The following is a 24,522-nucleotide window of genomic DNA, read 5'->3' on the forward strand; positions in this document are numbered from 1 at the left end:
CCGGTCAGAAGATCAGAACCGGGCGGCAGTCGCCAGGTCGCCTGACATGGCACCTCCGGTCAGTGAGCGGCAGGACGACGGCCGCCGGGCTCGGCTGACAACGGCATTCCGGTCACAGGAGCGGCATCGGAGTGGCGGCGGGCCGGAGCGTCTGGCGGGCACCGGACGACAGGCAGAGCAGCGGACGGGCGCCGTCGAGACCCAGGTCGCGAAGCCGGCGGGCCAGCGGGTGAGCCGACCGTGGCGCCACGGCCAGCCGCAGCCGTGGCACGGGATGGAGACGACCCAGGCCGCGGGTCCGCAGGCAGGAGCGCAGCGTCGTGCCCGCCTCGCACGTGTAGCCGACCAGGTCGGGGTCGCTCGCGGGCAGCCCGGGGCCGAGGTGGCCGCGCAGAGTCAGCACCCGGTCGTCGGCCGCGCCGGCGGTGACGCGCGCGGACCTGTTGGTGAGCTCGAACTCCAGAGGCGCGAGGTACGGCTCGCCACCCCACAACCGTGGCGCCACGGCCGAGACGGCGGCGGCGTCGACCACCGAGCCGGCCAGGTAGCTGCCCGAGCGCCGCCGGTCGGCGCCGCGCAGCAGGTCGGGCCAGACGCGTGACGACCGTGTCGGCCACGGGCCGGGTACGACGATCCCCAGGTGGAGCTCGCGGTAGCCGCCCACGCTGGTGCGCCGGTTCCAGGACGCGTACAGGGCGACGAGGGCACGGCCCGCGAGCCGCACGGCGGGGCCGAACCCGGTGCCGGCCAGCAGCTCCGCCGCCGCACCCGGATCCGCGGCGAAGTACGCCGTGAGCGCGCTGCCGTCGTGACACCTGATCGGCAGCTCGACGGGGCCCTCCGGGCCGTCCACCGGGTAGGTGGGCACGGTGAGGAAGGGGAACCCCTCGGGGTCGGGCGCGCGGTCGAACAGGAGGTACGCCTGTGAGCGGACGACCGGCCCGTGGTAGGGCGCGAGCTGCCCGTCGATCCGGCCACGGGCCTCGATCAGGTCGTCGGCGATGTTGGCGATGTAGTGGTCGATGCTGTGGCAGAGCGGGAAGAGGTGGGTGGAGTCGAAGTAGTCGACCACGTACCAGCCGGGATGCAGGTCGAAGCAGCCGCCCGCGCCCTGCCCGTCGAGGGTGGGGATGATGTCGTGCTGGTTGGTGACGCTGGCGACCCAGGTGCGGGGGTCGGCTGGTCTTTTGAAGTCGATGGGCGAGCCGACCGCCACGGCGTGCGTGACGGTGTGACGGGCGCAGAACTCCGGATCCTGGGCCAGGTTCATGATGGCCGCGCCACCCGCGCTGTGCCCGATGAGCGCCAGCTCGGCCCCCTGGGGCAGGCCGTAGTCGGCCACGGCCTCGGCCAGCGCGCGACTGTAGGGGCTGCTGTCCAGCACGGCGCTGCTGAAGGCGCCGAGCAGGTCCTGGGGCGAGTCGAGGTCGGGCCGTCCCGCCCGCATGCCGGGGGCCTGGACGATGTGGCGCACCACCCCGTCGGGGCCCTCGACGCTCTGGATGAGCACCCGCCCCGTCGTGCCCACCGCGCTGACGTTGCGCAGGAACCCGAGCAGCGACCCCCGCGAGCAGAGCCGCGCGGACTCGGCGTCGGTCAGGTCGACGCGGCGGGCGGCTCCCTCCCCCGTGTCGAGGACGGCGATGGCCCGGTTGCTCAGGCCGGTGATCGGGTCGGCGGTGGCATAGCCCCCGCCGGTGGCGATCAGCCAGGCGGCGTCGTCGTTGAGTGGGTTCTCGTCCAGCAGCGCCCGCAGCGCGAGGACCTCGCCGAAGACCGGGGCGAGCTCGCTGAGCGCGCGCACCGCGCCCCGATCCTTGAGCAGGGCGCGCAGCGCGCGGAAGGCCGCCAGGTCGCGGTCGGCCGCGACCGCCTCGATGAGCCGGCCGAGCATGGGGTCGCCGGTCAGCTCGGGGTGGTCGACGGCCACTGCGGCGATCCGCAGCCGCAGCGAGGTGGCCAGCACGCGCACCGCCAGGCTCTCCGTGCCCGCCATGGCGCCGAAGGCCGCCGCCAGCGCGCCCAACCGGCCGCCGGCGAGCGCGTATCCGAGGCCGTCGCCGTTGGCCAGGGAGCGCAGCAACGAGCGGTGGGCCGAACAGGCCGCCGAGGGGGCGTGCGGCAGGGCGCGGAGCAGGGCGCCGTCCGTGAGCGCGGCGGTGGCGTGGACCGACGCCTCACGGATCATGACCCCGATGTCGACCAGCTCGCGGGCCGCGGCGCGCAGCGACCCGGCGGCCGGGCCGGTCTCCCCGCTCACCGCTCGGCCCGTCGGGACATGCTGACGAAGTGGGGGCGCGGATCCTCCGGGACGTTGCGGCGTAGCACGTCGGACAGGGTTTTCGTGGTCGCGATGATCCGCAGGCCGTGCGCGGAGAACGTCTCGGCGTTGAACACCCGTGGGGACAGGAGCGGGTTGGTCAGCGCCTGGGAGAAGGCGTCGATGGCGATGATCTTCGTGAGGAGCGGCGGCAGGATGGCGTCGGGCGCGCCGGGTTCCTCGGCGAACAAGCCGACGTACAGATCGAGGTCGTCGACGCCGCGGTAGAGCTCGCGCAGCGCGCCGCTGACCCGTTCGTCGCCGGAGACATGCTCGAAGCGGCGAATGCGGGGGAAGCGGCAGTGCTCGCGGTAGCTGTTGTAGGGGGCCAGGCTGAGCGCGCGCGAGTCGGCGATGCTGGCCACGTCGACCTCCCGCAGGACGGGATCGGTGTTGAACAGGCCGATGCGGCCGGCGCGCTGGCGGGAGGCGTCATCGAACAGCCGGCCGAGACCGGGCTCGGGCATCAGCGCGCCGGCGACCAGAGTCTGCTCCATCGGCAGCTCGCGTTCGCCCACGGACAGCCAGGAAGGGATCAGGCTGTGCCAGCGGTAGACGAGGTTGAACTCCACCGAGGCCCAGTTCTCGCGGTGCCAGGGCGCACGGGCCAGCATCGACGACAGCCCCGAGTCCAGGGTGAAGCGGAAGTGGTAGGGGGTGATGTGGTTGATGTACTCCTCGACCACCAGCTTGATCAGCAGCACGATGAGGATGTTGCGCGCGGTCTGGAAGAGCCGCTCGTCGTCCCAGCCCGGATGGCAGGCGGCCAGCAGGCGGGCCACCCGGTTGTGCTCGCGCAGGAACAACACCGTCAGCATGGTGAAGCCGATCTGGATGTTGCCCCGGTCGCTCCCGGTCGCGAACAGCGTGTCACGCTGCTCGTCGGTCATCTCCGCGAAGCGGATGACGCTCAGCGGCGCGAACTCCGGTTTGACCTTGCCGTTCGCGCACAGGTAGGGCGGGAACTCCCCGCCGTTGATGAGCTGGCTCTTGAGCAGCCCGCCGTCGAACGTGCGCAGCGCGGCCGTCATCTCCGCGTGGAGGCCGTAGACCTGGTTGAGGTCGATGTGGTGGTTGGAGGTGTTACGGCGCGGGTCGCGCGGGATGTTGACGTCGCCGCGCAGGAAGCCGTCGGTGAACCACTGGGCGAAGTAGGCGAACAGCACCGTCGAGCGCGGGCAGGGGATCATGGTGTCGCCACGGGTGAAGAGGTCGGCGGCGCGCTGGGGGCTGGGCCGCCCGCTCTCGTCCCCCGCGAACGGGGGCAGGTGCCTGCCGCTGTAGGAGCGGTCGGTCAGCGAGACCCACGACGTGTAGTCGGCCATCGTGCTCAGCGGCTCCGGCCGGGGCGGCATCTCGCGGATCGCGTGGTCGATCAACGAGGCGTTGAGCCGCGACCGTAGCGGCTGGACGGTCTGTACGAGCTCCCAGAACGGCCGGCCGCTGGTCAGAGCCAGAAACCTGAGCCGGTTGGCCGCTCCGTCGGTGGCGATGCCGCGTGCCGTCGTCCTGCCTGCCGCCATGCTCATCCCTCCTGGCCGTCGGCGCCGAGTCCGAGGAGGAACCGGTCGGGGAAGATCCCTTGGGAGCGGGCGATCCGGCCTTCCGGCGGCGGCAGCAGGCGCACGCCGGGGCGCAACAGCAGGCGGCGCACCGCCTCGCAGACGACGGCCCTGGCGGGATGCACGCCGAGGCAGGCGTGATGGCCGTAGCCGAAGAACAGCTGGTGGTGACCCGGCCGGTCGAGGCGGAACTCGTCGGGCTCCGTCACCACGTCCGCGTCGAACATGGCCGAGGCCGGAGCCGCGAGCACGACCGTGCCGGCGGGGATCAGGGTGCTGCGCGGGGTGCCGGCGGCCAGCACGTAGTCGCGCTCGCACAGCCGGGGAAGCAGCTTGAAGAACGGGTTGAACCGCAGCGCCTCCCAGACGTAGCGGTCGAAGCGGCCCGGGTCGGGGTCGGCGGCCGCCTTGACGGCCTCCGCGAGCACCTGGGGACGCAGAAGGAGCTGCTCGACGGCCTCGACCATGGCTCCGGGCCCGCTCTCCACGAACCCGAGGGGCAGGCCGGCCATATTGATCAGGATGCGCTCGTCGTCGAGGCCGATCTCCGACGGCAGGGTGGTGCGGGCGAGCCGGGTGAAGATGTCGTCGGGCAGGTCGAGCCCCGCCTGCAACGCGGCCCTGTGCTCGGCGAGCCGGCCGCGCAGATAGTCGATCATCTCCGCGCCCGCGCGGATCGACGCGGCCTGGATCTCCGGGTCGCCCAGGAAGTTGGCGAACCCGTCGGTGACGATGGCCCGGGTCCACCGCGACAGGGTCTGCTGGTCCGGGCCGGGGAAGCCGAAATAGCCGGCGGACACGCCCAGGGCGACGGGACGGAACAGCGCCTGGACCGCGTCGACGCGGCCGTACGGCAGGGCGGCGTCGAGCAGCTCGTCCGCGATGCGACCCGCCAGCTCGCGGGCACCGGCCGTGTCGCGCGGGTCGAGCATGACCCTCATCAGGCCCTTGTCCCGCCAGTTCGTCGGGGTGGCGTCGCGGCCCAGCATGAACGGGCCGCCGAGCGCGGCGTCGAGCCGCGGGCCGAAGATCCGGACCGAGAAGACCTCCTCGCGGGACAGCACTTCGGTGACGTCGGCGAAGCGGGTCACGACCGTGAAGGCGGGGGTGACGAAGACCGGGCGTCGCTCGCGCAGCTCGGCGAACAGGGCGCGCCAGTCGGTGCGCATCCACTCGCGGACGAGGCCGAACGCGGACATCGGGTCGCGGGCCAGTGCCTCGTCGTATCTCTCCAGATGGCTGCCCGTGGTTGCCTGATCGACAGCGCCCATGCCGTGGCCCCTTCCGTTGTGACGTCGGATCGAACAGAGATCATCACGTTGTGTGGCCACCACAATCTAGGCGGCCGAAACCCCCTTCCCTGATGGCTACCGTATGGAGTGTTTTGCTTCCTCTGAGTGACGACTTCATCACTCGGCGGCCATTGCCGTGATCCCGGCGGACGACCGTTGAATGAGGAGCCGTATCGTCCTCGCCGATCACGGGAGCAAGCGTGAACTCGTCCTCCATCCCGCAGCCGGGTTCGGGCACGGCGGAGACGGTGCCGGTCACCACCGGCCGCCGGACCGTCTACCTGGTCGTCCTCGTGGTGCTCCCGGCGCTGCTGCCGGCCCTGGCCGTGCCCGCCGCCTGGGGCTGGGGCATCGGCCCGCGCGACGTGGTCATCGCGGTCGTGATGTACCTGATCAGCATCTTCGGGATCGCCATCGGCTATCACCGGCTCTTCACCCATCGGGCCTTCAAGTGCGCCAGGCCGCTGCGCATCGCGCTCATGCTGGCCGGCGGCATGGCGGTCGAGGGGCCGGTCACCCTGTGGACGGCCGAGCACCGCCGCCACCACAAGTACGCCGACCGCGAAGGCGACCCGCACTCACCATGGCGCTACGGCGACGACGGCCTGGCCCTGCTGCGCGGCATGACGCACGCCCACGTCGGCTGGTTCTTCACGGCGCGCCGGCGTTCCAGCCCACGGCACTGGGTGCCCGACCTGCTGGCCGATCCGGACGTGCGCCGGTTCGACGCCGCCTACCCAGCCGTCGCGGCGCTGTCGTTCGCGCTGCCCGCCGTGGTGGGCGGGCTGTGGTCGATGTCCTGGACGGGCGCGTGGACCGCCTTCTTCTGGGGCGGGCTGGTCCGCTACGCCCTGGTGCACCACGTCACCTGGTCGGTCAACTCCGTCGCGCACACTTTCGGCGACCGTCCGTTCCGGACCAGGGACCGCTCGTCGAACGTACGGTGGGTGGCGCTGCTGACGCTCGGTGAGGGCTGGCACAACTGGCATCACGTCGAACCCACCTGCGCCCGGCACGGGGTGCTCAGGGGTCAGCTCGATCCGAGCGCCCGGCTGATCCGCTGGTTCGAGCGGGCGGGCTGGGCGCACGACGTGCACTGGCCGTCCCCCGACCGCCTGGCCGCGCGCCGGACCGACCCGGCGCGCCCGGCGCGACCCGACCGACCCGACCGACGGGGCTGACCGGGCCGACCGGCCTGACCGGCCTGACCGGGCTGACCGGGCCGACCGGCGCGGCTGACCCGTCTCTCCGATCACTGTCCCGGGCGCCGGAGCCGCAGCGACCACCTTCCTCTACAGGCTGTAGAGTATGCGCCGGTGTCCGGGTGAAAGGGAGAGACATGCTGCGCTGGTTCCGAGCCGTGGCGGTGGCCGAGGCCTGCTCATGGGCGGGACTGCTGATCGGGATGTTCTTCAAGTACGTGACCGCGACCGGGGATCTCGGGGTGAAGGTGTTCGGGCCGATCCACGGGGCGCTGTTCGTGCTGTACGCGGCCGGAGTGATCCTCGCGGCCCGAGAGGCGGGCTGGAGCCGGGGCACGGTGCTGCTGGGCCTGGCGTGCGCGGTCCCGCCGTTCACCTCGCTGTGGTTCGAACGGCGGATGGCGGCGCGAGCGGCCCGCCGTCCGCACCCGGCACCGGCCGCCGGCTAGCCGCGGGCTCCCGCGGGGGCCGGGGTGGTGGTGTCGAGGATGTCGCCGGAGCGTACGAGTCCGTGCGTGACGTACGCCGTGGTGATCGCGTCGGCGACGATATGTGGCTGGAAGATGCCCGTCTCCTCCTCGACCGTGCCGATCGTCGAGGGGTCCAGTTCGAGGTCCAGCGCGTCGTAACAGGACCGGGCCACGTCGCGCAGGGCGGCGCCGCCGTTGACCTGTACGACGGAGCTGACCAGCCAGGAACGCCCCCGGATGCGCTGGGCGATGCCGGCGATCTTGACTCGGCCCCGGGCGTTGACGCTGTGGTCGCCCGGACAGTATTCCCGTGGCACGGGACCGACGCGGGCGTCCAGGCCGAGGGAGGCCAGGGCGGCGCGCAGCGCCTCCGCGACCGCGGTGAAGCGGTGGTGCGGGGACACGACGCCGACCGGGTCGACGCCGTAGTGATCGAGCACCAGGCTGCCCTCATGCAGAGGGGCGGCCGATCCCCCGACCGGGCGAACGTGGGCGGCGAAGCCATGTGCCGCGACCGCCGCGGCGGCGGACTCGAATCGGGGGTTCCTCGTGTCGCGGCGGCTGAAGGCGACGACCGGCGGCAACCGACGGACATGCAGGATGGGGGATGCCCGCTCTTCTCGCGATAGCTTCAGCAGGAGACCCGCGACATGCCGAAACGGGTCTCCCTCCGGGGGGCCGGTCCGATCGGCGGGGAGCATGGGGATCAAGGCGTCTCGATCAGGGCGCGCAACTCGGCGAGGAACGCGGCGCCCGTCGCGCCGTCGACCGCACGGTGATCGCAGGTGAGCGTGAAGTCGGCCTGGGGGACCCACTCCGCCACCCCGTCACGGCGGACGTACCGCTCGGTGGTCGCGCCGATCGCCAGGATCGCCACCTGCGGCACGTTGAGGATCGCGGTGAACCGATCGACGCCCTGCATGCCGAGGTTGGAGATCGTGAAGGTGCCGCCCGTCACGTCGGCCCTGCCGAGCCGGCCCTCCCGCGCCCGGGAGACGAGATCACGGCGGGCGGCCCTGATCTCCGGCAGCGCGAGCCGGTCGGCGCCCTGGACGACGGGGACCATGAGGCCCGCGTCGGTCGCGACCGCCACACCGATGTTGACCTCGTCGAACCGCGTGACCGTCAACTCGTCGTACCACGCGTTGAGCTGCGGGTGCTCCACCAGTGCTCGCGCGCAGCACTCGATCAGTCTGTCGGTCACGGTCGCCCCGGCGGCGCGCCGCTTCGCGGCGAGCGCGGCCGACATGTCCACGGTGATCGTCAGAGTGAAGGCCGGCGCTTCCCACGCCTTGATCATCCTGCGCGCGGCGGTCCGCCTGATGCCGGTCAGCGGCACCACGTCGCGAACGGCGGGGCCGCTCCCGTCCACGGTCATCGCGCTAGTCCGTCTCGATGACGGCGATGACCGCGCGAACGTCCACGGTCTCTCCCTCGGTCGCCAGGATCTCGGTGAGAGTGCCGGTCGCCGGAGCCTCCACGGTCTCCTCGACCTTCTCGGCCTCGACATCGACGAGCGGCTCGTCCTCGACGACCCGCTCGCCGACCTTCTTGAGCCAGGTGGAGATCGTGCCCTCGCTCATGCCCATTCCCCATTGCGGGAGGAGGACTTCAACCCTCATTGTCAGTTCCTTTCCTGTATATCCGATTTATCGTTAGGCCGGCTTGAGACCGGTCACCCGCCGGAGCGCGGCGGCGATGCCGTCGCGGGTGGGGTACATCTGCTGCTCGAGGCTGGGGCTGAACGGGATCTGCATGTCCGGCGCGGTGAGCCGCACGATGGGGGCCTTGAGCGCGTCGAACACCTCCTCCGCGACGAGGGCCGAGATCTCGGCCGCGGCGCCGCAGGTACGGTGGGCCGGCTCGACGACGACGAGCCGCCCGGTCTTCGCGACCGAGGTGAGGATCGCGGCCGTGTCCAGGGGCACGAGCGTGCGCGGGTCGATGACCTCGACCGACACGCCTTCCTCCCCAAGGCGGTCGGCGGCCGCGCACGCGTCGGGCACGGAACCGGAGATCGCGACGAGGGTGACGTCGGTTCCCTCCTTCACCGTCCGCGCGACTCCCAACGGGATGCGGAAGGGCTCGTCGCCGACCTCGCCCTTCAGCCCCCACAGCTTCACGGCCTCGAACGCCAGCACCGGGTCATCGGAATCGATGGCGGCGCGGAGCAACCCCTTGGCATCCTCGGGTGACGCGGGAGCGATGATCTTCAGCCCGGGTACGTTCATGAACATCGGGTACGGCCGGTCCGAGTGATGCGCGCCCGTGTTGAGGCCGTAGAACATCGCCGAGCGGAAGACCACGGGCATGGACGCCTGGCCGCCGAACATGTAGCGGTTCTTGGCGACCTGATTGACGAACTGGTCCATCGCCATGTATAGAAAGCTCGAATAGGACAGGTCGACGATGGGACGCAGCCCGGTCATCGCGGCGCCGGCCGCGATGCCCACGATCCCTTCCTCGGAGATCGGCGTGTTCCTGATGCGGTTGCGGCCGAACATCTGCAGGAAGTCGCCTTCGCTGCTTCGGGACTTTCCGCCGCCCGTCGTGCCGTAGACGTTGGCCTCGACGTCCTCGCCCACGATGACGACGCGCTCGTCGGCCTCCATCGCCTCGCGCTGCGCGGCGCCGATGGCTCCGAGATAGCTCATGATGCTCATACGGCGGTCACCTCGTCGGTGTACAGGTCCTCGAATGCGACGGACGGCTCGGGATAGGGACTCTCGTTCGCGAACTCGACCGCGCGATCGACCTCTTCCATGACTTCCGCGTCGAGCTGCTTGAGCTGCTCGTCGGTGATGCCGCGGTCGCGCAGGTGCCCGGCGAGGCGATCCAGCGGATCACGGCTGAGCCACTCACTGATCTGCTCTTTGTCGCGGTAGTTGTCGATGCGCAGGCCCTCGGAGTGCTCGTTGAAGCGGTAGGTCATGACCTCCACCAGGCTCGGGCCCTCGCCCGCCCTGGCGCGGTCGGCCGCGGTCTTCACCGCGTCGTACACCGCGATCACGTCCTGGCCGTCGTCGACCCGGACGCCGGGGATGTCGAACCCGGCCGCGCGCTCGAAGATGTTGCCGGAGGTCACGGTGTGCGCCGGCGTGCTGAGCGCGTACTGGTTGTTCTCACACAGGAAGATGGCCGGCAGCTTCCAGACGCCCGCCATGTTCATGGCCTCGTAGAGCACTCCCTGGTTGGCGGCGCCGTCGCCGAAGAACGCGAGGGAGACCCGCGGGCGGCCGAGGAGCTTCGACGCGAACGCGGAGCCGGTCGCGATCGGGATGGAGGAGCCGACGATGCCCGACTCGCCCAGGCTGCCGACCGAGAAGTCGGCCAGGTGCAGCGACCCGCCCTTGCCCCGGCAGACTCCGGTGGCCTTGCCGACGAGCTCGGCCATCAGCGGGCCGAGCGGCGAGCCCTTGCCGATGGGGTGGCCGTGGCTGCGATGGTTGCCCGTCATGTAGTCGTCGTCATCGAGCGCCATGCAGGAGCCGACGACCTGAGCCTCCTGGCCGATGCTCGTGTGCACGGTTCCAGGGATCAGGCCGCGTTTGACCATCTTCGCCGCGCGCTCCTCGAAGCGCCGGATGCGCGTCATCCGCCGCTGCATCTCCAGCAGCGTGGACGTGGGTATGTCGGTTCGCACAAATCCTCCCTTGCATATATATTCAAACACGAATGATTATTCTCAATGATAGCGACGGAGGGCCGGGCAGCACCTTTCGGGTTCTGCGCCGGTTCTTCCGGTCAGTTGTCGGCGGCCAGCGCCTGCGCGTTCACCAGGTCGGTGACGATGACGTCGACCCACCCCCCGCGAAGGGCTCCGCGGATGGCCTCGAACTTGCGCGCGCCACCGGCGATGCCCACGCGTCGCGGTGTCTTCAACAGCGCCTCGACCCCGATGCCCACCACCAGGTCGTTGAACTCGGTGTCGATCGGCCGGCCACCGGCGTCGAAGAACCGCATCGCCACGTCGCCCACCGCGCCGAGCTCGCGCAACGTCCGCATCTGCGCCTCTGACACGGCGTTGCCGGAGACCTGGAGCAGTGGCGACGGCGTGACGCTGCCGATGCCGACGAGAACATCGGTGAGACTTTCCCAGGCCGCCGCCGTCTCGACGACGTTCGGGTCCTGGAAAAGGGCCTCACGCGCGGACGGCGTCGCGACGATGCCCGGCGTGGGCAGGAACATCGGGGTGCCGCCCACGATGCGGGCCAGCCGAAACGTGAGCTCTGTCGCCTTGAGCTGTGCCGCCGGCTGTCCCACTCCGCCCATGATCTGCACGATCGACTCGGCACGCCGACGCTTGAGGGGCACCATCGAGTCGACGGTCGCCAGCAGGGTCTCCGACCAGGAGGAGAACCCGACCCGCGCGCCGTTCGTGAGCGTCGCCTCAAGATAGGTCGCCGCCGCCGCGCCCAGCGCCCACATGGTGGAGCGTTCGTCGCCGCTGCTCTCGACGACGAGTGCCTGCCGCAGCCCGTACTTCCGGACGAGCTGCTCCTCCAGCTCCGGATAGACCCCCTCGGGCGGCAACACCACCGTGCGGACGATCCCCATCTCCACCGCCTGCTTGAGCCACCGCGACACCCGCGACTGAGAGATGCGCAGCTGCTCGGCGATCGCCGGCTGCGTCATGTTCTGCTCGTGGTACATCCGCGCGACCTGCACGATCATGGTCACGGAATCGCGACTCTCGGTGCCTGTTCTCCCAATCACGTGGCTTCTCCTTTCTGAACCGTCGTTGTCGCTGATCGCTCAGGTCCGCGGTGGCACATGTTCACTGGGTGGCGTACGCCATGACGCGGTCGGCGGTCGCGTCGGCCGCCTCCATGATCCCTTGATTCCGTCCCTGGGCCAGAACCATGACCCGATGGGCAAGACCGAGCACCTCTTCCAGGTCGGAGGAGACCACGATGATCGCCTTGCCCTGCCGCGCGAGCTCGGCGATGACCTCGTAGATCGACGCTCGCGCGCCGACGTCGATGCCCCGGGTCGGCTCGTCGAGGATGATGACCTTCGGATCCGACGAGAGCCACTTGGAAAGGACGACTTTCTGCTGGTTGCCGCCGGACAGGGTCGCCACCGGGTCACCGACGCCGCCCTTGACGCCGAACCGCTCCGCGGCCTTCCGGGCGAATCTGGTGACGTTCGAAGGGGTGACGAAGCCCCACCGGGTTATGGCGGCGAGGTTCGGCAGCGCGATGTTGTCCTCGATGGTGTCGGAGAGGATGACGCCCTGCCGCTTGCGATCTTCGGGAATGAGGACGACTCCCGCCGCCTTGGCCGCGATGGGATCGTTCGGCGCGAGCGGCACACCGTCGACCTTGATCTCGCCGCGGCGGAGGGGCTCCAGAGAGGCGATGGACCGCACCAGTTCGGTGCGTCCGGCGCCGACGATGCCCGCGATGCCGAAGACCTCTCCGGCACGTACGGTGAGTGAGATGTCATCGAAGCGGCCGGCCCGGTCGGAGATGCCTTCGACCGACAGAACGACCTCCTCGCGCGGGGCGTCGAAGTCCGGAAAGAGCCGGTCGACGCTGCGTCCGACCATCTCCCGCACCAGCACGTCAGGGGCGATCTCCCCGCTGTCGTGCTCCGCGACCTTCTCTCCGTCGCGGAGCACGACGATGCGGTCGGCGATCTGCGCGATCTCCGCGAGCCGGTGACTGACGTAGATGAACGAGACACCCTGCTCCTTGAGCGAGCGAATGCACTCGAACAGCGCGGTCGTCTCCGTCTCGCCGAGTGCGGCGGTCGGCTCGTCGAGGATGAGCAGCGAGGCGTCGAGCATGAGCGCCTTGGCGATCTCGACCTGCTGCTGGCCCGCGACGCTCAACTCGCGGACCGGCTGATTCATCCGGCCGGTGAACCCGACCTTGCGCAGCTGCTCCCTTGCCTGCCGGAGCATCGTCTTCGCGCTGAGGAACCCGGCCCGGGTGGGCCACCGGCCGACCGCGACGTTCTCGGCCACGGTCAGGTCGGGGAGCAGCCGCATCTCCTGATGAATCATGCCGATGCCCCGCATGATCGAATCGCGCGGCGTCGCGGGTGAATACGGTCGGCCTTGCCAGGTCATGGTGCCCGTGGTGGGCTGAATCGCACCGGCGATGATACCGGACAGGGTGGATTTTCCGGCGCCGTTCTCGCCAAGAAGGGCGATCACCTCACCCGGCCGCGCCTCCAGGTCGATTCCATTCAGCGCGGTGGTGCCCGGGTACGACTTCGAGATGCCGCGAACCGTCAGAATCGGGCTCGGAGCGGGCTCGTTCATCACGGGTGGTTCGCCATGTACTCATCGACGTTCTCGCTGGTCGTCAGGATGCCCTTCTGCAGTTGCTCAGCGGGCACCTGCTCCTTCTTGATCAGCTTGAGCGCCGACTGGACGGCGAGCTTGCCCATGGCCGTCGTCTGCTGGGTGACGGTCGCGGCGAGCAGACCGCTCTTCACCGCCTCCAGGCCCGAGGGGTCACCGTCGAATCCGACGACGAGCATGTCCTTGCTGCCCGCGTTGCGCGCGGCCTGGGCCGCGCCGAGCGCGAGCCCGTCGGCCCGTCCGAAGATGATGTCGATGTTCGGGTGCGCCTGGAGGAGGTCCGTGGTGATCTGGTAGCCCTCGTCCTGAAGCCACGCCTTGGAAGCCTGCCGGGCGACTTCCTTGATCTTGCTGCCCTCGATGCCCTTCTTGAACCCCTCGTCACGCGCCTCCTCGGGCGTGGTGCCGAGCTGCCCCTGGATGATCGCGAGGTTGCTCTTGTCCTCGGCGTTCTTCACGACCCACTCGCCGAGTTCCTGCGCGGCGGCGACGCTGTCGGTGGCGATGAACGTGTCGCCGGGGGCGTCCTTGGGGTTGCGGTCGACCGTGACGACCGGGATGCCGGCCGACTTCGCGGCACGCACCGGAACCGTCGCCGCGGCGGCGCCCGCCGGGATGTAGATGAGGCCGTCTACTCCCCGGGTGATGAAGTCCTGGACCTGGCTGACCTGGTCGTCGGCGTCGTTCTTGGCGTCCGCGATCAGGACCTTCGCGTTCTCGCGCTTGGCCTCGTCCTCGACCCACTTGCGGATCGCCACGTAGAAGGGGGACTGCTGGTTGGGCACCGCGAGACCGATCGTGATCTCGCCCTCTTCGGCGCTGGTGCTCGACGCGCACGCGCCGAGCGTCGTGGACAGCAGGGCGGCGGTCATCAGCCCGACGAACAGCTTGACGGGCCTGCGTGCTTTGTACATGCGGGGGGTTCCTCTCCCAATGATTCCCGTGGGAACGTTCCAGATCTCTTGCCGTCCGGCGCTCATGCGCTTCGTTCCTTGCGGCGCCGGAGAACGTCGGTGAACACGGCGGCGGCGATGACGACGCCGATGATGACTTGCTGAAGAAACGGCGACACGCCGAGCAGGTTGAGTCCGTTGTGCATCACGCCGACGATGAGCACGCCGACGATCGTGCCGGTGATCCGGCCGACCCCGCCCGCGAGGCTGGCGCCTCCGATGACGACGGCGGCGATGACGTCGAGTTCGAGCCCTTCTCCCGCACTGGGCTGGGAGGAGTCGAGCCGGCTGGCCAGCACGATGGCCGCGAGTCCGGCGGTGAGGCCGGCCACGACGTACACCCAGGTCGTCACGGCCTTGACCTTGATGCCGGCCAGGCGGGCGACTTCGGGGTTGCCGCCGACCGCGTAGACCGAGCGGCCGCTCGGCCGATATTTCAGGATGGCCCACCCGATGACGTAGAGCACGATCAGTGCCATCAACGTGATCGAGAGGAAGCCGCCGTATCTGGTCGACGCCAGCGAGTAGAACCACTCGGGGTAGCCGGTGATCTGACGTCCGTCCGTGATCATGTTGGCCAGACCTCGGGCGACCGACATCATGGCGAGCGTCGCGATGAACGGCGGCAATCGCGTGAGTGTGACCGCCAGGCCGTTGACCAGCCCGGCCAGGCCGCCGACCGCCACACAGGCGATCATCGCGATCCACAGCGGCAGTCCGCCGTCATGGGAGAGCCAGCCGAGGACCATCACCGACAGGGCGAACACGGCGCCGACCGACAGGTCGATGCCGCCGGTGATGATGACCGCGGTGGCGCCCAGCGCGAGGATCCCGAGCACGGTCACCTGGTCGAGGATGTTGATCAGGTTGACGGGTTTGGCGAAGTTGGGGGCGAAGATCGCCATGATCACGACGAGTACGACCAGGCCCAGGAACGGGCCGCCCACTCCGTCGAAGATCCGCATTAGGCCTTTGGCCGCGCCGCGCCGCGACCGTGCGCCGTCATCGGCGCGCGGGCCGGCGCTCGCGGGATTCTGGGTCATGGCCACTGCTGGCTCCAAGGGGGCGTACGGGTGTTCGGATGGTCCATGTCAGTCCATCGACATTCCGCCGTCGACGTTGATCGTCTGGCCGGTTATGTAGGTGGCGGCATCGGAGGCGAGAAAGAGCAGGAGGTTGGCCACATCGGCCTCGGTGGCGGGGCGCTGCAGGGGGATGTCGCGGATCCACTCGGCCACGAGCTCGCCGGGCTGATAGTCACCGAGCTTGGATCCCCAGGCGCCGTCCAGGTAGCCCCACATGTCGGTCATGACGATGCCGGGGCAGTAGGCGTTGACCCGGATGCCGTCCTTGGCGAGCTCCTTGGCGAGGGACTGCGTCATGCCGACGACCCCGAACTTGCTGGCCGCGTAGTGCGGAGTGAAGATGAAGCCTTCCCTCGCCTGGGCGCTCGCGGCGTTGAGGATCACCCCGCCGCCGGCCTCGCGCAGCAGCGGGACGGCCTCGCGCGCCACGATGAAATGGCCGACCGTGTTGACGTCGAGGACGCGCTTGAACTCCTCGGTCGTCAGGTCGGTGAGCCGTTCGACGCTGATCACGCCCGCGTTGTTGATGAGGACGTCGATGCGCCCCCACTCCTCGGCCGCCACCGCGACGGCCGCCTTGACGGCCGCGTCGTCGGTGACGTCCGCGGTGCGGGCGCGCGTGTCGAGCCCGTCGGCACGCATCAGCTTCGCCGTCTCGTGCACCTGATCATCGCGGTCGACCAGCAGCACCGCGGCTCCCGCCTCGGCGAAGGCACGGGAGATCGCGCGTCCCATGCCATGGGCGGCGCCGGTCACCAGCACCTTCTTACCGGCGAAGTGCCCGGCGAAGATGTTCGAGGCCTGTTCGTTCATACGTTGCTCTGCTTTCTGGGGATGGCGGGCTGGAATCGGGAGCGTTCGATCGCCGATCGCCACGTCTGACGGCGGGCGTCGGCGTCGGATCTCTCCATCAGGGGGTCGAACGGCGAGCGGTCCCGGGGAAGGCGAAGGCACTCGTCCGCCGTCCACAGCCCGCAACTGACGCCGGCCAGGTGGGCGGCCCCGGTGGCGGAGAGCTCGGCGATGTTGCTGCGCACCACGCGCCGCTGGCTCAGATCGGCCTGCACCTGCATGAGCCAGTCGTTCTGGCTGGGGCCGCCGTCGGCGAGCACCGTGTCGATCGGGGTGCCGAGCCGTTCTTCCACCGCGTCGAACAGGTCCTCGGTCTGCAACGCCACCGACTCGAACGCCGCGCGGGCCAGGTGTCCTGGGCCGGTGCCCAGCCCGAAGCCGCTGACCAGCCCCACCGCCGCCTCGTCCCACCAGGGCGCGCCCAGACCGGCGAAGGCCGGTACGAGATCGACGCCCTGGGTGTCGGGGACGGACTGCGCGAGCGTGCTGAGCTGGGCCGGGTCGACTCCGAGGATCTTGGCGAGCCACAGCAGCGTGGCGCCGGTCGACAGGATCGTCCCCTCGAAGGCGAAGGCCGGCACGGGGTCGGCCCACGCGATGGTGGTGACCAGGCCGTCCAGGACGCGGGCGCCGGCCCGGTCGTCGACCTCGGCGAGGCCCATGATCGAGCTGCCACTGCCGTACGTCGCCTTCACCTGGCCGGGAGCACGCACCCCGTGGGCGTACAGGGCGGCGTGCGAGTCGCCGAGGATTCCGTGGATGCTCGTGCCCCGGGGAACGCCGGGGATGTCGATGAGCGCCGCCGTCGCCTCGGCCGACGCGGAGACGCGCGGCAGGCAGACGGGCGGGATGCGGAACAGGTCGAGCAGCTCGCCGTCCCAGGCCAGCGTCTCCAGGTTGAGCAGTTGGGTGCGACTGGCGTTGCCGATCTCGATGCGGTGCTCGCCGGTCAGCGTCCAGGTCAGCCAGGAGTCGATCGTGCCGAGCGCGATCTCGCCCCGTCGGGCCGCCTCGCGGTCGGGATCGACCTGGTCCAGCAGCCATTCGTACTTGAGCGCGGAGAACATGGGGTCGAGCGGGAGGCCCGTCTTCGCGCGGATCCTGGCGGCCCAGCCGGACTCCTCCAGCGGGCGTACCCGATCGGCTGTGCGCCGGTCCTGCCAGCCGAGGACCGGGCCGAGAGGCTCGCCCGTCCTACGGCTCCAGATGACGGCGGACTCGCGCTGGTTGGACAGGCCGATGCCGACGAGTTCGACGTCCACGGAGTCCAGGACGGTCACGAGCGCGGCGAGGACGCTCTCCCGGATCTCGTTCGCGTCCTGCTCGACCCAGCCGGGAGCGGGGTCGGCCCGGCCGATGCCGACCGAGGACCTGCCGAGGACCCTGCCGTCGGCGCCCACGACGACCGCCTTGCTGGAACTCGTCCCTTGATCGATGGCGGCGACCGCGGGGACACCTCTGGGCATGCTGGCGTCAGCCACGATGGTTTTCTCCTGCCGAATGTCACACGAACTGCGAAGGGGCAGCCGGCGACGCACGTCGCCACTGACCAGACACACAGGCTGCATATCTATTCAGTAATGAATGACTGGTCACTGCATCGTGGCAGCGAGCGGATAAGTGTGTCAACAGTCACGCGGGTAAAGACCTCACCTCTGGAACGAGAGGGAGTGAGGAGAGCCGCCCCGGTCCGCGCACGCCTCTGACCTGCCGATTTTGCCGATCATAGGATGACAGGATGATCGTGTCCGCGCGGCACCGCACACGTCTTTGTTCTTGGTCTTCGGCGATTTCGCAGTGGGCCCGGACAGTCACCAGATGGGGCGGAGCACAGCTTGATCACGCACCAGATGAGAACGTGTCTAGCATCATGAGCATGAAATTCTTCTACCTTGACTGGGCTGATCGTGACGCGACCTGTTTCGTGTGCTCCACGTGCCGCCGCATCCATTTGTTCCATGTGTGATCGAGGCCACGAAGAGCCCGGACGTGGTGCCGATGAACCCTCAGCCGGGGCCCCCTTGACGAACCCAGAGGATCTTCAGCGAGAGAATGAGATGGCTCTGCATGCCGTGCAGGCACTGCTGGGCCTCATTTCCTCGGATGTGATCGCAGTGGCCGTCCGCGTGGAAAAGGACCGCTTTGTATTGACCTTCTGGGTTCGTCGCCGAACGAGCGAGCTTGACGATGACATCGATCAGGTGGTCTTCGAACTGGACGCCATGTTCTCTGATGAACATCCGCTCATCGAGCCTGAAGTCCATGAGGGAACGCCTGATCCGACGATGTTGAATGCGTATGGTCGAATGGTTTATTGGGCGAAGTACACAGGTTGAATGCGTAGGGTCGGCCATGTTCGGCCACCGGACACTTGGACATGACCAGCAGTAGCGTGGTGACATCTTTCCGTATTGGCGTCATACCCAAACGGTCATGGCTTGAGGAAGATGGACATCGCCGTACGTACCTCCCGATAGCAGATTCCGGTCTTCGGGAGGTACGTCATGCACCGCAGTGTCGCCCTGCTCTCCGCTGTCACGGTCGCCGTGGCAGGCGCCCTGGTCTCCACGGGCACCGCCCAGGCCAGGGCAGGGAACGGGCTCGACCCCACGCCCGCCAGGTGGTCGGCCGCGGACTCCTGGCCGGAGCGCAGGACCGTGCTGTCGTACTGGACTCCACGGCGCATGCTGGCGGCGCAGCCGCTGGCCGCGCCCGCGCCCCGGCGCGCGACCCGGTCGAACACGCCGACCCAGGGCACGCCGTGGGCGACCCGGGGCGGCTCGGCGGGCACGGGCCAGGGCACGCCGTGGACGATCCGCCGCTCCTCGGCCGTCACCACCCGGCAGGCGGCCGGCGCCGTTCAGCGACAGGCCGTGGTGCCCAACAGTCCGGGCCTGCGCTGGACCGACGGCGGAGCCGTCGTGCGCACCGCCGGACGGGTCTTCTTCACCACCGCGCAGGGCCGCAACTCCTCCTGTTCCGGAACGGCCGTGACCAGTGCCAACGAGAGCGTCGTGATGACCGCCGGGCACTGTGTGAAGCTGAACGGCGCCTTCCACCGCAACTGGGTGTTCGTCCCGGGCTTCGACAACGGCCGGCGCCCGTTCGGCACCTGGGTGGCCAGCAGGCTGCTGACCACCCAGCAGTGGAACGTTCGCGAGGACATCAACTTCGACGTCGCCGCCGCCGTGGTCGCGCCCCTGCAGGGCCGGACGCTGACCGATGTCGTGGGCGGGCAGGGGGTGGCGTTCAACCAGCCCAGGCAGCGGCAGATGTTCTCCTTCGGCTATCCGGCGGCGGCGCCCTTCGACGGCTCGGCGCTGATCTACTGCGGCGGGCGAGCGTTCGACGACACCGTCATGACCAGGGACCTGGGATTACGGTGCAACATGACCGGCGGGTCGAGCGGTGGCCCGTGGTTCCAGGGGTTCGACGAGTCCACCGGGCTCGGCTGGCTCAACTCCGTCAACAGCTTCAAGTACAACTTCGCCCCCGACTTCATGTTCGGCCCCTTCTTCGGCGACGAGGCGATGGCCGTCTACCAGGCCGCGCAGCGCACCAACGCGCTCTGACCCTCCCGGGTGGCGTCAGCTGGTGCTGATCCGGTGGCGGAAGACCCAGTAGGTCCAGCCCTGATAGATCAGCACCAGCGGCAGGAAGAACACCGCGACCCAGGTCATGATGCCGAGCGTCTTGTCCGTGGCCGCGGCGTTCTCGACGGTCAGGCTGTAGGCCGGGTTGATCGTTGACGGCATGACGTTGGGATAGAGGACCGTGAACAGCCAGATCACGGTCATGCCGATGGCGACCGCCGACAGCAGGAACGCCCAGCCCTGCCGGCGCCTGGCCAGGGCGCCGAGTCCGAGCACGAAGGAGAGGGCGACGACGGCGCCCAGGATCCAGGTGACGAGGTCGCCTCTGGTGAGCTGGGTCCAGATCAGGAAGGCCGCCCCGGCGACCGCGGCGACCGCGCCCGCCTTCAGGCCCACGGCCGCGGCCCGCCGCCTGATGTCGCCCTTGGTCTTCAGTGCCAGGAACACCGCGCCGTGCGTGACCGACAGCGTCAGCGTGGCCAGCCCGCCGAGCAGCGCGTAGGGGTTGAGCAGATCCCAGAACGTGCCGACGTACTCGTGACGGGAGTCGAGCTGCACCCCTCGCACGAGGTTGGCGAACGCGACCCCCCACAGCAGGGCGGGCACGAACGAGCCCACGACGATGGCCGCGTCCCAGCGCCGTTCCCACCTCTTGTCGTCGTGTTTGGTGCGGTACTCGATCCCGACCCCGCGCATGATCAGCGCCAGCAGGATCAGCAGCAGCGGGATGTAGAAGCCGCTGAACAGCGAGGCGTACCACTCGGGGAAGGCGGCGAACGTGGCGCCTCCGGCGGTGATCAGCCACACCTCGTTGGCGTCCCAGACGGGGCCGATGGTGTTGAGCATCGCCTGGCGTTCGGCGTCGTTCCTGCCCACGACGGGCAGCAGCACGCCGACGCCGTAGTCGAAGCCTTCCAGGACGAAGTAGCCGAGCCACAGGACGGCGATCGCCACGAACCAGACGTTGGTGAGCTCCATGATCTCTCCCGATGGGGCCTAGTAGGCGAACGACTCCTGGCCGGACTCGCCCGGCTCCTCGTCTTCGGGGGACGGCGGGGTCTTGCGGCCGTACTTGATCATGAGGCCGAGCTCCACCAGGGCCAGCGCGCCGTACAGGGCCGTGAAGACGATCAGCGAGGTGAGCACGGTGCCGCCGCCGACACTGGGCGAGACGCCGTCGGCGGTCTTCATCTGGCTGAACACGATCCACGGCTGCCTGGCCATCTCGGTGAAGATCCAGCCGAAGCTGTGGGCGAGGAAGGGCAGCGCGACCGACCAGACGGCGACGCTCCACATCCAGCCGCTGCCGCGGATCCCTCCCTTACGGGTCAGCCAGAGCACCGCGAGCGCCACCAGCGCCGCGAGCATCCCGAAGCCGATCATCAGCCGGAAACCCCAGTAGGCGACTGGGATGAAGGGGCGGTAGTCGCCGGGGCCGAACCTCTTCTGGTATTCGGCCTGGATGTCGTTGATGCCGTGGACCTTGCCGTCGAACGAGCCCGTGGCCAGCTGCGACAGCACGCCCGGGATCGTCACCTGGAAGACCGGCTCGGTGCCGGAGAGGGTGCCGATGGTGAACAGCGAGAACGGCGCCGGTTGCTCGGTCTGGTAGAGCGCCTCGGCAGCGGCCATCTTCATCGGCTGGGTCTGGGTCATCACCTTGCCGAGGACGTCGCCGGTGACGAGGGTGCCGAAGGCGCCCAGCAGCACGACGACCGCGCCGAGCCGGAGGCAGGGGCGGAAGACGTCGAGGTCTCTCTTCCTGGCGACATGCCAGGCGGAGACCGCCATGAGGATCATCCCGCCGGACAGCCAGCTGCCGACGATCGTGTGCGGGAAGGCGGCCAGCAGGACCTTGTTGGTCAGCACCTCGCCGAAGTCGACCAGCTCGGCCCGCCCGTCGACCTTGAAGCCGACCGGCCACTGCATGAACGAGTTGGCGGCCAGGATGAAGTAGGCGGACAACGTCGTGCCGATCGCGACCAGCCAGATGCAGGCCAGGTGGACCAGTTTCGGCAGCCGGTTCCAGCCGAAGAGCCACAGGCCGAGGAACGTCGACTCCAGGAAGAACGCCAGCAGCGCCTCCAGGGCGAGCGGGGCGCCGAAGATGTCGCCGACGAACCTGGAGTAGGAACTCCAGTTCATGCCGAACTGGAACTCCTGCACGATCCCCGTCACCACGCCCATGGCGAAATTGATCAGGAAAAGGGTGCCCCAGAACTTGGTGGCGCGCAGGTAGGCCACCTTGCCCGTACGCACCCAGACGGTGTTCAGGATGGCCACCAGCAGCGACAACCCGATCGTGACCGGCACGAACAGGAAGTGGTAGACCGTGGTGATCCCGAACTGCCAGCGCGCGAGGTCCAAGGGATCCATGCCGCCGACTCTATGTGTCCGATCGCGCACGTATTGTCATGACACGCTGGTGGACGTGTTCCCGCACCGGACAAGAGTCACCCAGGTCGAGCCCGGTCAGTGGAGCTGGATGCCGACGATGCAGGTGTCGTCGTCGGTGTCGGAGTTGTTGTGCGTGAGCAGGTGGTCGAGGCGGCGTTCCAGCGTCTCGGCCGAATGGCGTGCCGTGTGCAGGAGCTGCTCCTGGGAGTGCTGGAGGGCCTGGTCACGGCGTTCGATGAGGCCGTCGGTGTACATCAGGAGGATGTCGCCCGGCGTCAGCTGGATCTCGCCCTCCACGTAGTCGCTCTCGGAGATGGCGCCCAGCAGGATCCCGCGCAGCAGGTCGAGCTCCTCCGCGTCGCCCTGCCTGACCAGGATGGGCGGCAGGTGGCCGGCCCGTGCCCAGCGCAGGACGCGGGTCTCGGGGTCGTACAGGCCGAGGATCGCGGTGGCCGTCACGGTGTCGGTCAGGTAGTGCGCCACCAGGTTGAGCCAGGTCATGAGCTGGGCCGGCCCGGCGCCGGTGACGGCCAGTCCGCGCAGCGCGTTGCGCAGCACGACCATGACCGTGGCGGCCTTGATGCCGTGTCCGGCCACGTCGCCGACCGAGATCAGGATCTGCTTCGTGGGCAGCATGACGACGTCGTACCAGTCGCCGCCGACGAGGTGTTCCTTCTCGGCGGGGCGGTAGCGGACAGCGATGTTCAGGCCGGAGATCTCGATCGGCTCCCGGCTCGCGGGCATGATCGCGTGCTGGAGCTGGAGGGCCAGCCGGTTCTGCTCGGCCACCTGCTGCTCGGTCTCGGCCAGTTGGTCACGGGTGGCGGCGAGCGCGACCTCCGTCCAGTGCTGGGAGGAGATGTCCTGGTAGGCGCCTCGGACGGCGATCAGCCGGTTGTCGGTGTCGAAGACGGGCTCGGCGACGACCCTGATCTGCCGGGTGATGCCGTCGGGCCGCTGGAGCCGGAACGCGGTGGAGGCCGATCGCCGGTGGTGCAGCACCGTCGCCAGGAACCGGCCGATGGCCACTCCGTCGTCCGGGTGGGCGTGGTCGGCGAGCCGGTCGAGCGGGATGGGCTGCTCGCCGCTCTCCATGCCGTACAGCGCGTAGAGCTGGCCGTTCCAGGTGATCTCTCCGGTCAGCGTGTTCTCCTCGAACCCGCCGATCCGGCCCAGGCGCTGCGCGTGCTGCAGGATGCTGGCCAGCCTGGCGGCCTCGTCCTGGATACGCCAGATGAGCAGCACGTTGTCGCCGTGCCGGGTGATGCTGATGCCGGCGACGCTCGGCAGCGGCACCTGGTCGACCAGCGCGGTGAGCATCATCTGCTCCGAGCGGAACGGCTCACCGGTGGCGTGCACGTACTCGATCTTGGTGAACAGGCCGTCGTCCACGGCGGCCAGCGGATACGCCTCCAGCAGCAGCGAGCCGGTGACGACGCTGCGCGGCCGGCCGGCCGGGTCGACGAAGTGGCTGTTGGTGTGGTGGACCCGGAAGTCGGTGAGCCGGCCGTCGGCGTCGAGGTGCGGGCGGAGCACCAGCGCCGGGTCGGGCAGCGCGTCGGCCAGGTCGATGAGCTCGGGCAGGACGCGCGGCTCGTGCTCCTGTCGCATGGGTGTGTCGAGGGTGTGCGCGCACAGCTCCGCGAGCGCCTCGATCTGCTTTCGGATCTGCGGCGGCTGGGGCGGCAGCGGGTGCGGCCAGGCGATCTCCAGCACGCCCATCACCCGCCCGCCGGTGCCCGCCGGCACGGTGACCCGGCCGCCGGCGGTCTCGCGCTGCCCGATCGAGGGCAGGCCACCGTCGCCGATCCCCTCCATCCACACGGCCTGCCGCTCCACCAGCGCGCGACGGGCCGGCGTGACCACGCCCGGTGGCACGTAACGCCACCGCCGGGCCTCCTCCTCACTGAAGCCCGCGAAGCCCACCAGCGTGAACGAGGCGTCCGGCCCGGCCTCCCACACGGCGACGGCGGTCGCGCCGAGCGGCGCCAGGGCGTGCTCCAGCAGGGACTCCGCGACCGCCTGCGTGTCGGGCGCCTTCAGCGCGCCGCTCTCGGCGGCCCGCAGCCGGATCGCCACGTCCGACGCCCCGGGCGTCACGGTCGCGGACTCGGCGGCGGTCAGGAACTCGCGCACCACCTCGCTGATGCGGTCCTGGGCGGCCTGGTTGATGATGTCGGCGGCCAGTTCGAGCTGCGTCACCCCGGCCTGCTCGGCCAGCGTGGCGAGCTGCTGGGCGGCCTTGGCGACGCCGCAGCGCAGCCGCTCGATGAGCACGCCCTTGGCGAGCTCGATCAGGGCGCGGCCCTCGGCGGCGTGCTGGGCCTCCTCGATCTCCCTGCGCAGCCGCTGGATGGTGGCCGCGAGCCGGCTGACGTTGGTGTCGGCCGGCGCCTCGGTGAGCTGGTACGCGAGCAGCGCGGAGTCCACCGGCTGCTGAGGGATGTTCACGGTGTGCGGCTCCTCGCGGGCGATACGGCGAC

The 24,522-nt window shown here is 69.5% G+C and carries 21 protein-coding genes; 4 read left to right on the top strand and 17 right to left on the bottom strand.

Annotated features, from left to right (window positions below; genetic code table 11):
- Positions 1–112: 112 nt before the first annotated feature.
- The 3 genes from AC5L3X_RS01155 to AC5L3X_RS01165 are packed head-to-tail and all read right to left on the bottom strand — an operon-like array spanning position 113 to position 5,153.
- Positions 113–2,260: an alpha/beta hydrolase family protein gene (locus tag AC5L3X_RS01155; protein WP_494854466.1), complete on the bottom strand. Its 2,148-nt coding sequence runs from the start codon at positions 2,258–2,260 to the stop codon at positions 113–115.
- On the bottom strand, positions 2,257–3,843 hold the full coding sequence (locus AC5L3X_RS01160; RefSeq protein ID WP_494854468.1) for a peroxidase family protein: 1,587 nt from the start codon (positions 3,841–3,843) through the stop codon (positions 2,257–2,259). The genes AC5L3X_RS01155 and AC5L3X_RS01160 overlap by 4 nt, the downstream gene beginning before the upstream one ends.
- Before the next feature lie 2 nt (positions 3,844–3,845).
- On the bottom strand, positions 3,846–5,153 hold the full coding sequence (locus AC5L3X_RS01165) for a cytochrome P450 (RefSeq protein ID WP_494854470.1): 1,308 nt from the start codon (positions 5,151–5,153) through the stop codon (positions 3,846–3,848).
- Positions 5,154–5,374: 221 nt separating this feature from the next.
- Here AC5L3X_RS01165 and AC5L3X_RS01170 point away from each other — a divergent pair, with 221 nt between their 5' ends.
- Both AC5L3X_RS01170 and AC5L3X_RS01175 read left to right on the top strand, forming a co-directional pair.
- A complete protein-coding gene (locus AC5L3X_RS01170) occupies positions 5,375–6,355 on the top strand; it encodes an acyl-CoA desaturase (RefSeq protein WP_494854471.1) in 981 nt (326 codons plus the stop codon).
- Between the two features lie 158 nt (positions 6,356–6,513).
- Positions 6,514–6,825 carry a DUF3817 domain-containing protein gene (locus AC5L3X_RS01175; RefSeq protein WP_494854472.1) on the top strand — a complete coding sequence of 104 codons (312 nt, stop codon included), beginning with the start codon at positions 6,514–6,516 and terminating at the stop codon, positions 6,823–6,825.
- On the opposite strand, the gene AC5L3X_RS01180 is transcribed toward AC5L3X_RS01175, so the two are convergent.
- The 11 genes from AC5L3X_RS01180 to AC5L3X_RS01230 all read right to left on the bottom strand — a co-directional run bounded on the left by AC5L3X_RS01180 (position 6,822) and on the right by AC5L3X_RS01230 (position 17,530).
- Positions 6,822–7,547, bottom strand: a complete 726-nt coding sequence (locus tag AC5L3X_RS01180; RefSeq protein WP_494854947.1) for a lipoyl protein ligase domain-containing protein — start codon at positions 7,545–7,547, stop codon at positions 6,822–6,824. The two genes, AC5L3X_RS01175 and AC5L3X_RS01180, sit on opposite strands and share 4 nt — an antisense overlap.
- 5 nt (positions 7,548–7,552) lie before the next feature.
- Positions 7,553–8,224 (bottom strand): dihydrolipoamide acetyltransferase family protein, encoded by a 672-nt coding sequence (locus tag AC5L3X_RS01185; protein WP_494854474.1) that lies wholly within the window; start codon positions 8,222–8,224, stop codon positions 7,553–7,555.
- 4 nt (positions 8,225–8,228) lie between these two features.
- Positions 8,229–8,468: a biotin/lipoyl-containing protein gene (locus AC5L3X_RS01190; protein ID WP_189122006.1), complete on the bottom strand. Its 240-nt coding sequence runs from the start codon at positions 8,466–8,468 to the stop codon at positions 8,229–8,231.
- Between the two features lie 33 nt (positions 8,469–8,501).
- A complete protein-coding gene (locus AC5L3X_RS01195; RefSeq protein ID WP_189122007.1) occupies positions 8,502–9,509 on the bottom strand; it encodes an alpha-ketoacid dehydrogenase subunit beta in 1,008 nt (335 codons plus the stop codon).
- Complete coding sequence (locus AC5L3X_RS01200) at positions 9,506–10,489, bottom strand: thiamine pyrophosphate-dependent dehydrogenase E1 component subunit alpha (protein WP_225261923.1); 984 nt, start codon at positions 10,487–10,489, stop codon at positions 9,506–9,508. Before AC5L3X_RS01200 ends, AC5L3X_RS01195 begins: the two co-directional genes overlap by 4 nt.
- A gap of 101 nt (positions 10,490–10,590) precedes the next feature.
- A complete protein-coding gene (locus tag AC5L3X_RS01205) occupies positions 10,591–11,562 on the bottom strand; it encodes a sugar-binding transcriptional regulator (RefSeq protein WP_494854476.1) in 972 nt (323 codons plus the stop codon).
- 61 nt (positions 11,563–11,623) lie between these two features.
- A complete protein-coding gene (locus AC5L3X_RS01210; RefSeq protein WP_494854477.1) occupies positions 11,624–13,117 on the bottom strand; it encodes a sugar ABC transporter ATP-binding protein in 1,494 nt (497 codons plus the stop codon).
- The gene (locus AC5L3X_RS01215; RefSeq protein WP_494854479.1) at positions 13,117–14,073 is read right to left on the bottom strand and encodes a substrate-binding domain-containing protein; all 957 of its coding nucleotides are present in this window, start codon (positions 14,071–14,073) and stop codon (positions 13,117–13,119) included. The genes AC5L3X_RS01210 and AC5L3X_RS01215 overlap by 1 nt, the downstream gene beginning before the upstream one ends.
- 62 nt (positions 14,074–14,135) lie before the next feature.
- Positions 14,136–15,155, bottom strand: coding sequence for an ABC transporter permease (locus AC5L3X_RS01220; protein WP_494854481.1), 1,020 nt, complete (start codon positions 15,153–15,155; stop codon positions 14,136–14,138).
- 48 nt (positions 15,156–15,203) lie between these two features.
- The gene (locus AC5L3X_RS01225) at positions 15,204–16,010 is read right to left on the bottom strand and encodes an SDR family NAD(P)-dependent oxidoreductase (RefSeq protein WP_494854482.1); all 807 of its coding nucleotides are present in this window, start codon (positions 16,008–16,010) and stop codon (positions 15,204–15,206) included.
- Entirely contained in the window at positions 16,007–17,530 is a 1,524-nt protein-coding gene (locus tag AC5L3X_RS01230) for an FGGY family carbohydrate kinase (protein ID WP_494854484.1), read from the bottom strand. Before AC5L3X_RS01230 ends, AC5L3X_RS01225 begins: the two co-directional genes overlap by 4 nt.
- Positions 17,531–18,106: 576 nt before the next feature.
- Between AC5L3X_RS01230 and AC5L3X_RS01235 the strand changes: the two genes are divergently transcribed.
- On the top strand, positions 18,107–18,385 hold the full coding sequence (locus AC5L3X_RS01235; RefSeq protein ID WP_189122011.1) for a MafI2 family immunity protein: 279 nt from the start codon (positions 18,107–18,109) through the stop codon (positions 18,383–18,385).
- A gap of 168 nt (positions 18,386–18,553) precedes the next feature.
- The gene (locus AC5L3X_RS01240; protein WP_494854486.1) at positions 18,554–19,621 is read left to right on the top strand and encodes a trypsin-like serine peptidase; all 1,068 of its coding nucleotides are present in this window, start codon (positions 18,554–18,556) and stop codon (positions 19,619–19,621) included.
- A gap of 15 nt (positions 19,622–19,636) precedes the next feature.
- On the opposite strand, the gene cydB is transcribed toward AC5L3X_RS01240, so the two are convergent.
- The 3 genes from cydB to AC5L3X_RS01255 form a co-directional block, all read right to left on the bottom strand.
- Positions 19,637–20,620: a cytochrome d ubiquinol oxidase subunit II gene (gene cydB, locus AC5L3X_RS01245; protein WP_494854487.1), complete on the bottom strand. Its 984-nt coding sequence runs from the start codon at positions 20,618–20,620 to the stop codon at positions 19,637–19,639.
- An 18-nt stretch (positions 20,621–20,638) separates the two neighbouring features.
- Entirely contained in the window at positions 20,639–22,018 is a 1,380-nt protein-coding gene (locus tag AC5L3X_RS01250; RefSeq protein ID WP_494854489.1) for a cytochrome ubiquinol oxidase subunit I, read from the bottom strand.
- 96 nt (positions 22,019–22,114) lie between these two features.
- Complete coding sequence (locus tag AC5L3X_RS01255; RefSeq protein WP_494854491.1) at positions 22,115–24,490, bottom strand: SpoIIE family protein phosphatase; 2,376 nt, start codon at positions 24,488–24,490, stop codon at positions 22,115–22,117.
- Between the last annotated feature and the right edge of the window lie 32 nt (positions 24,491–24,522).

The sequence above is a fragment of the Nonomuraea sp. CX421 genome, assembly GCF_059358955.1.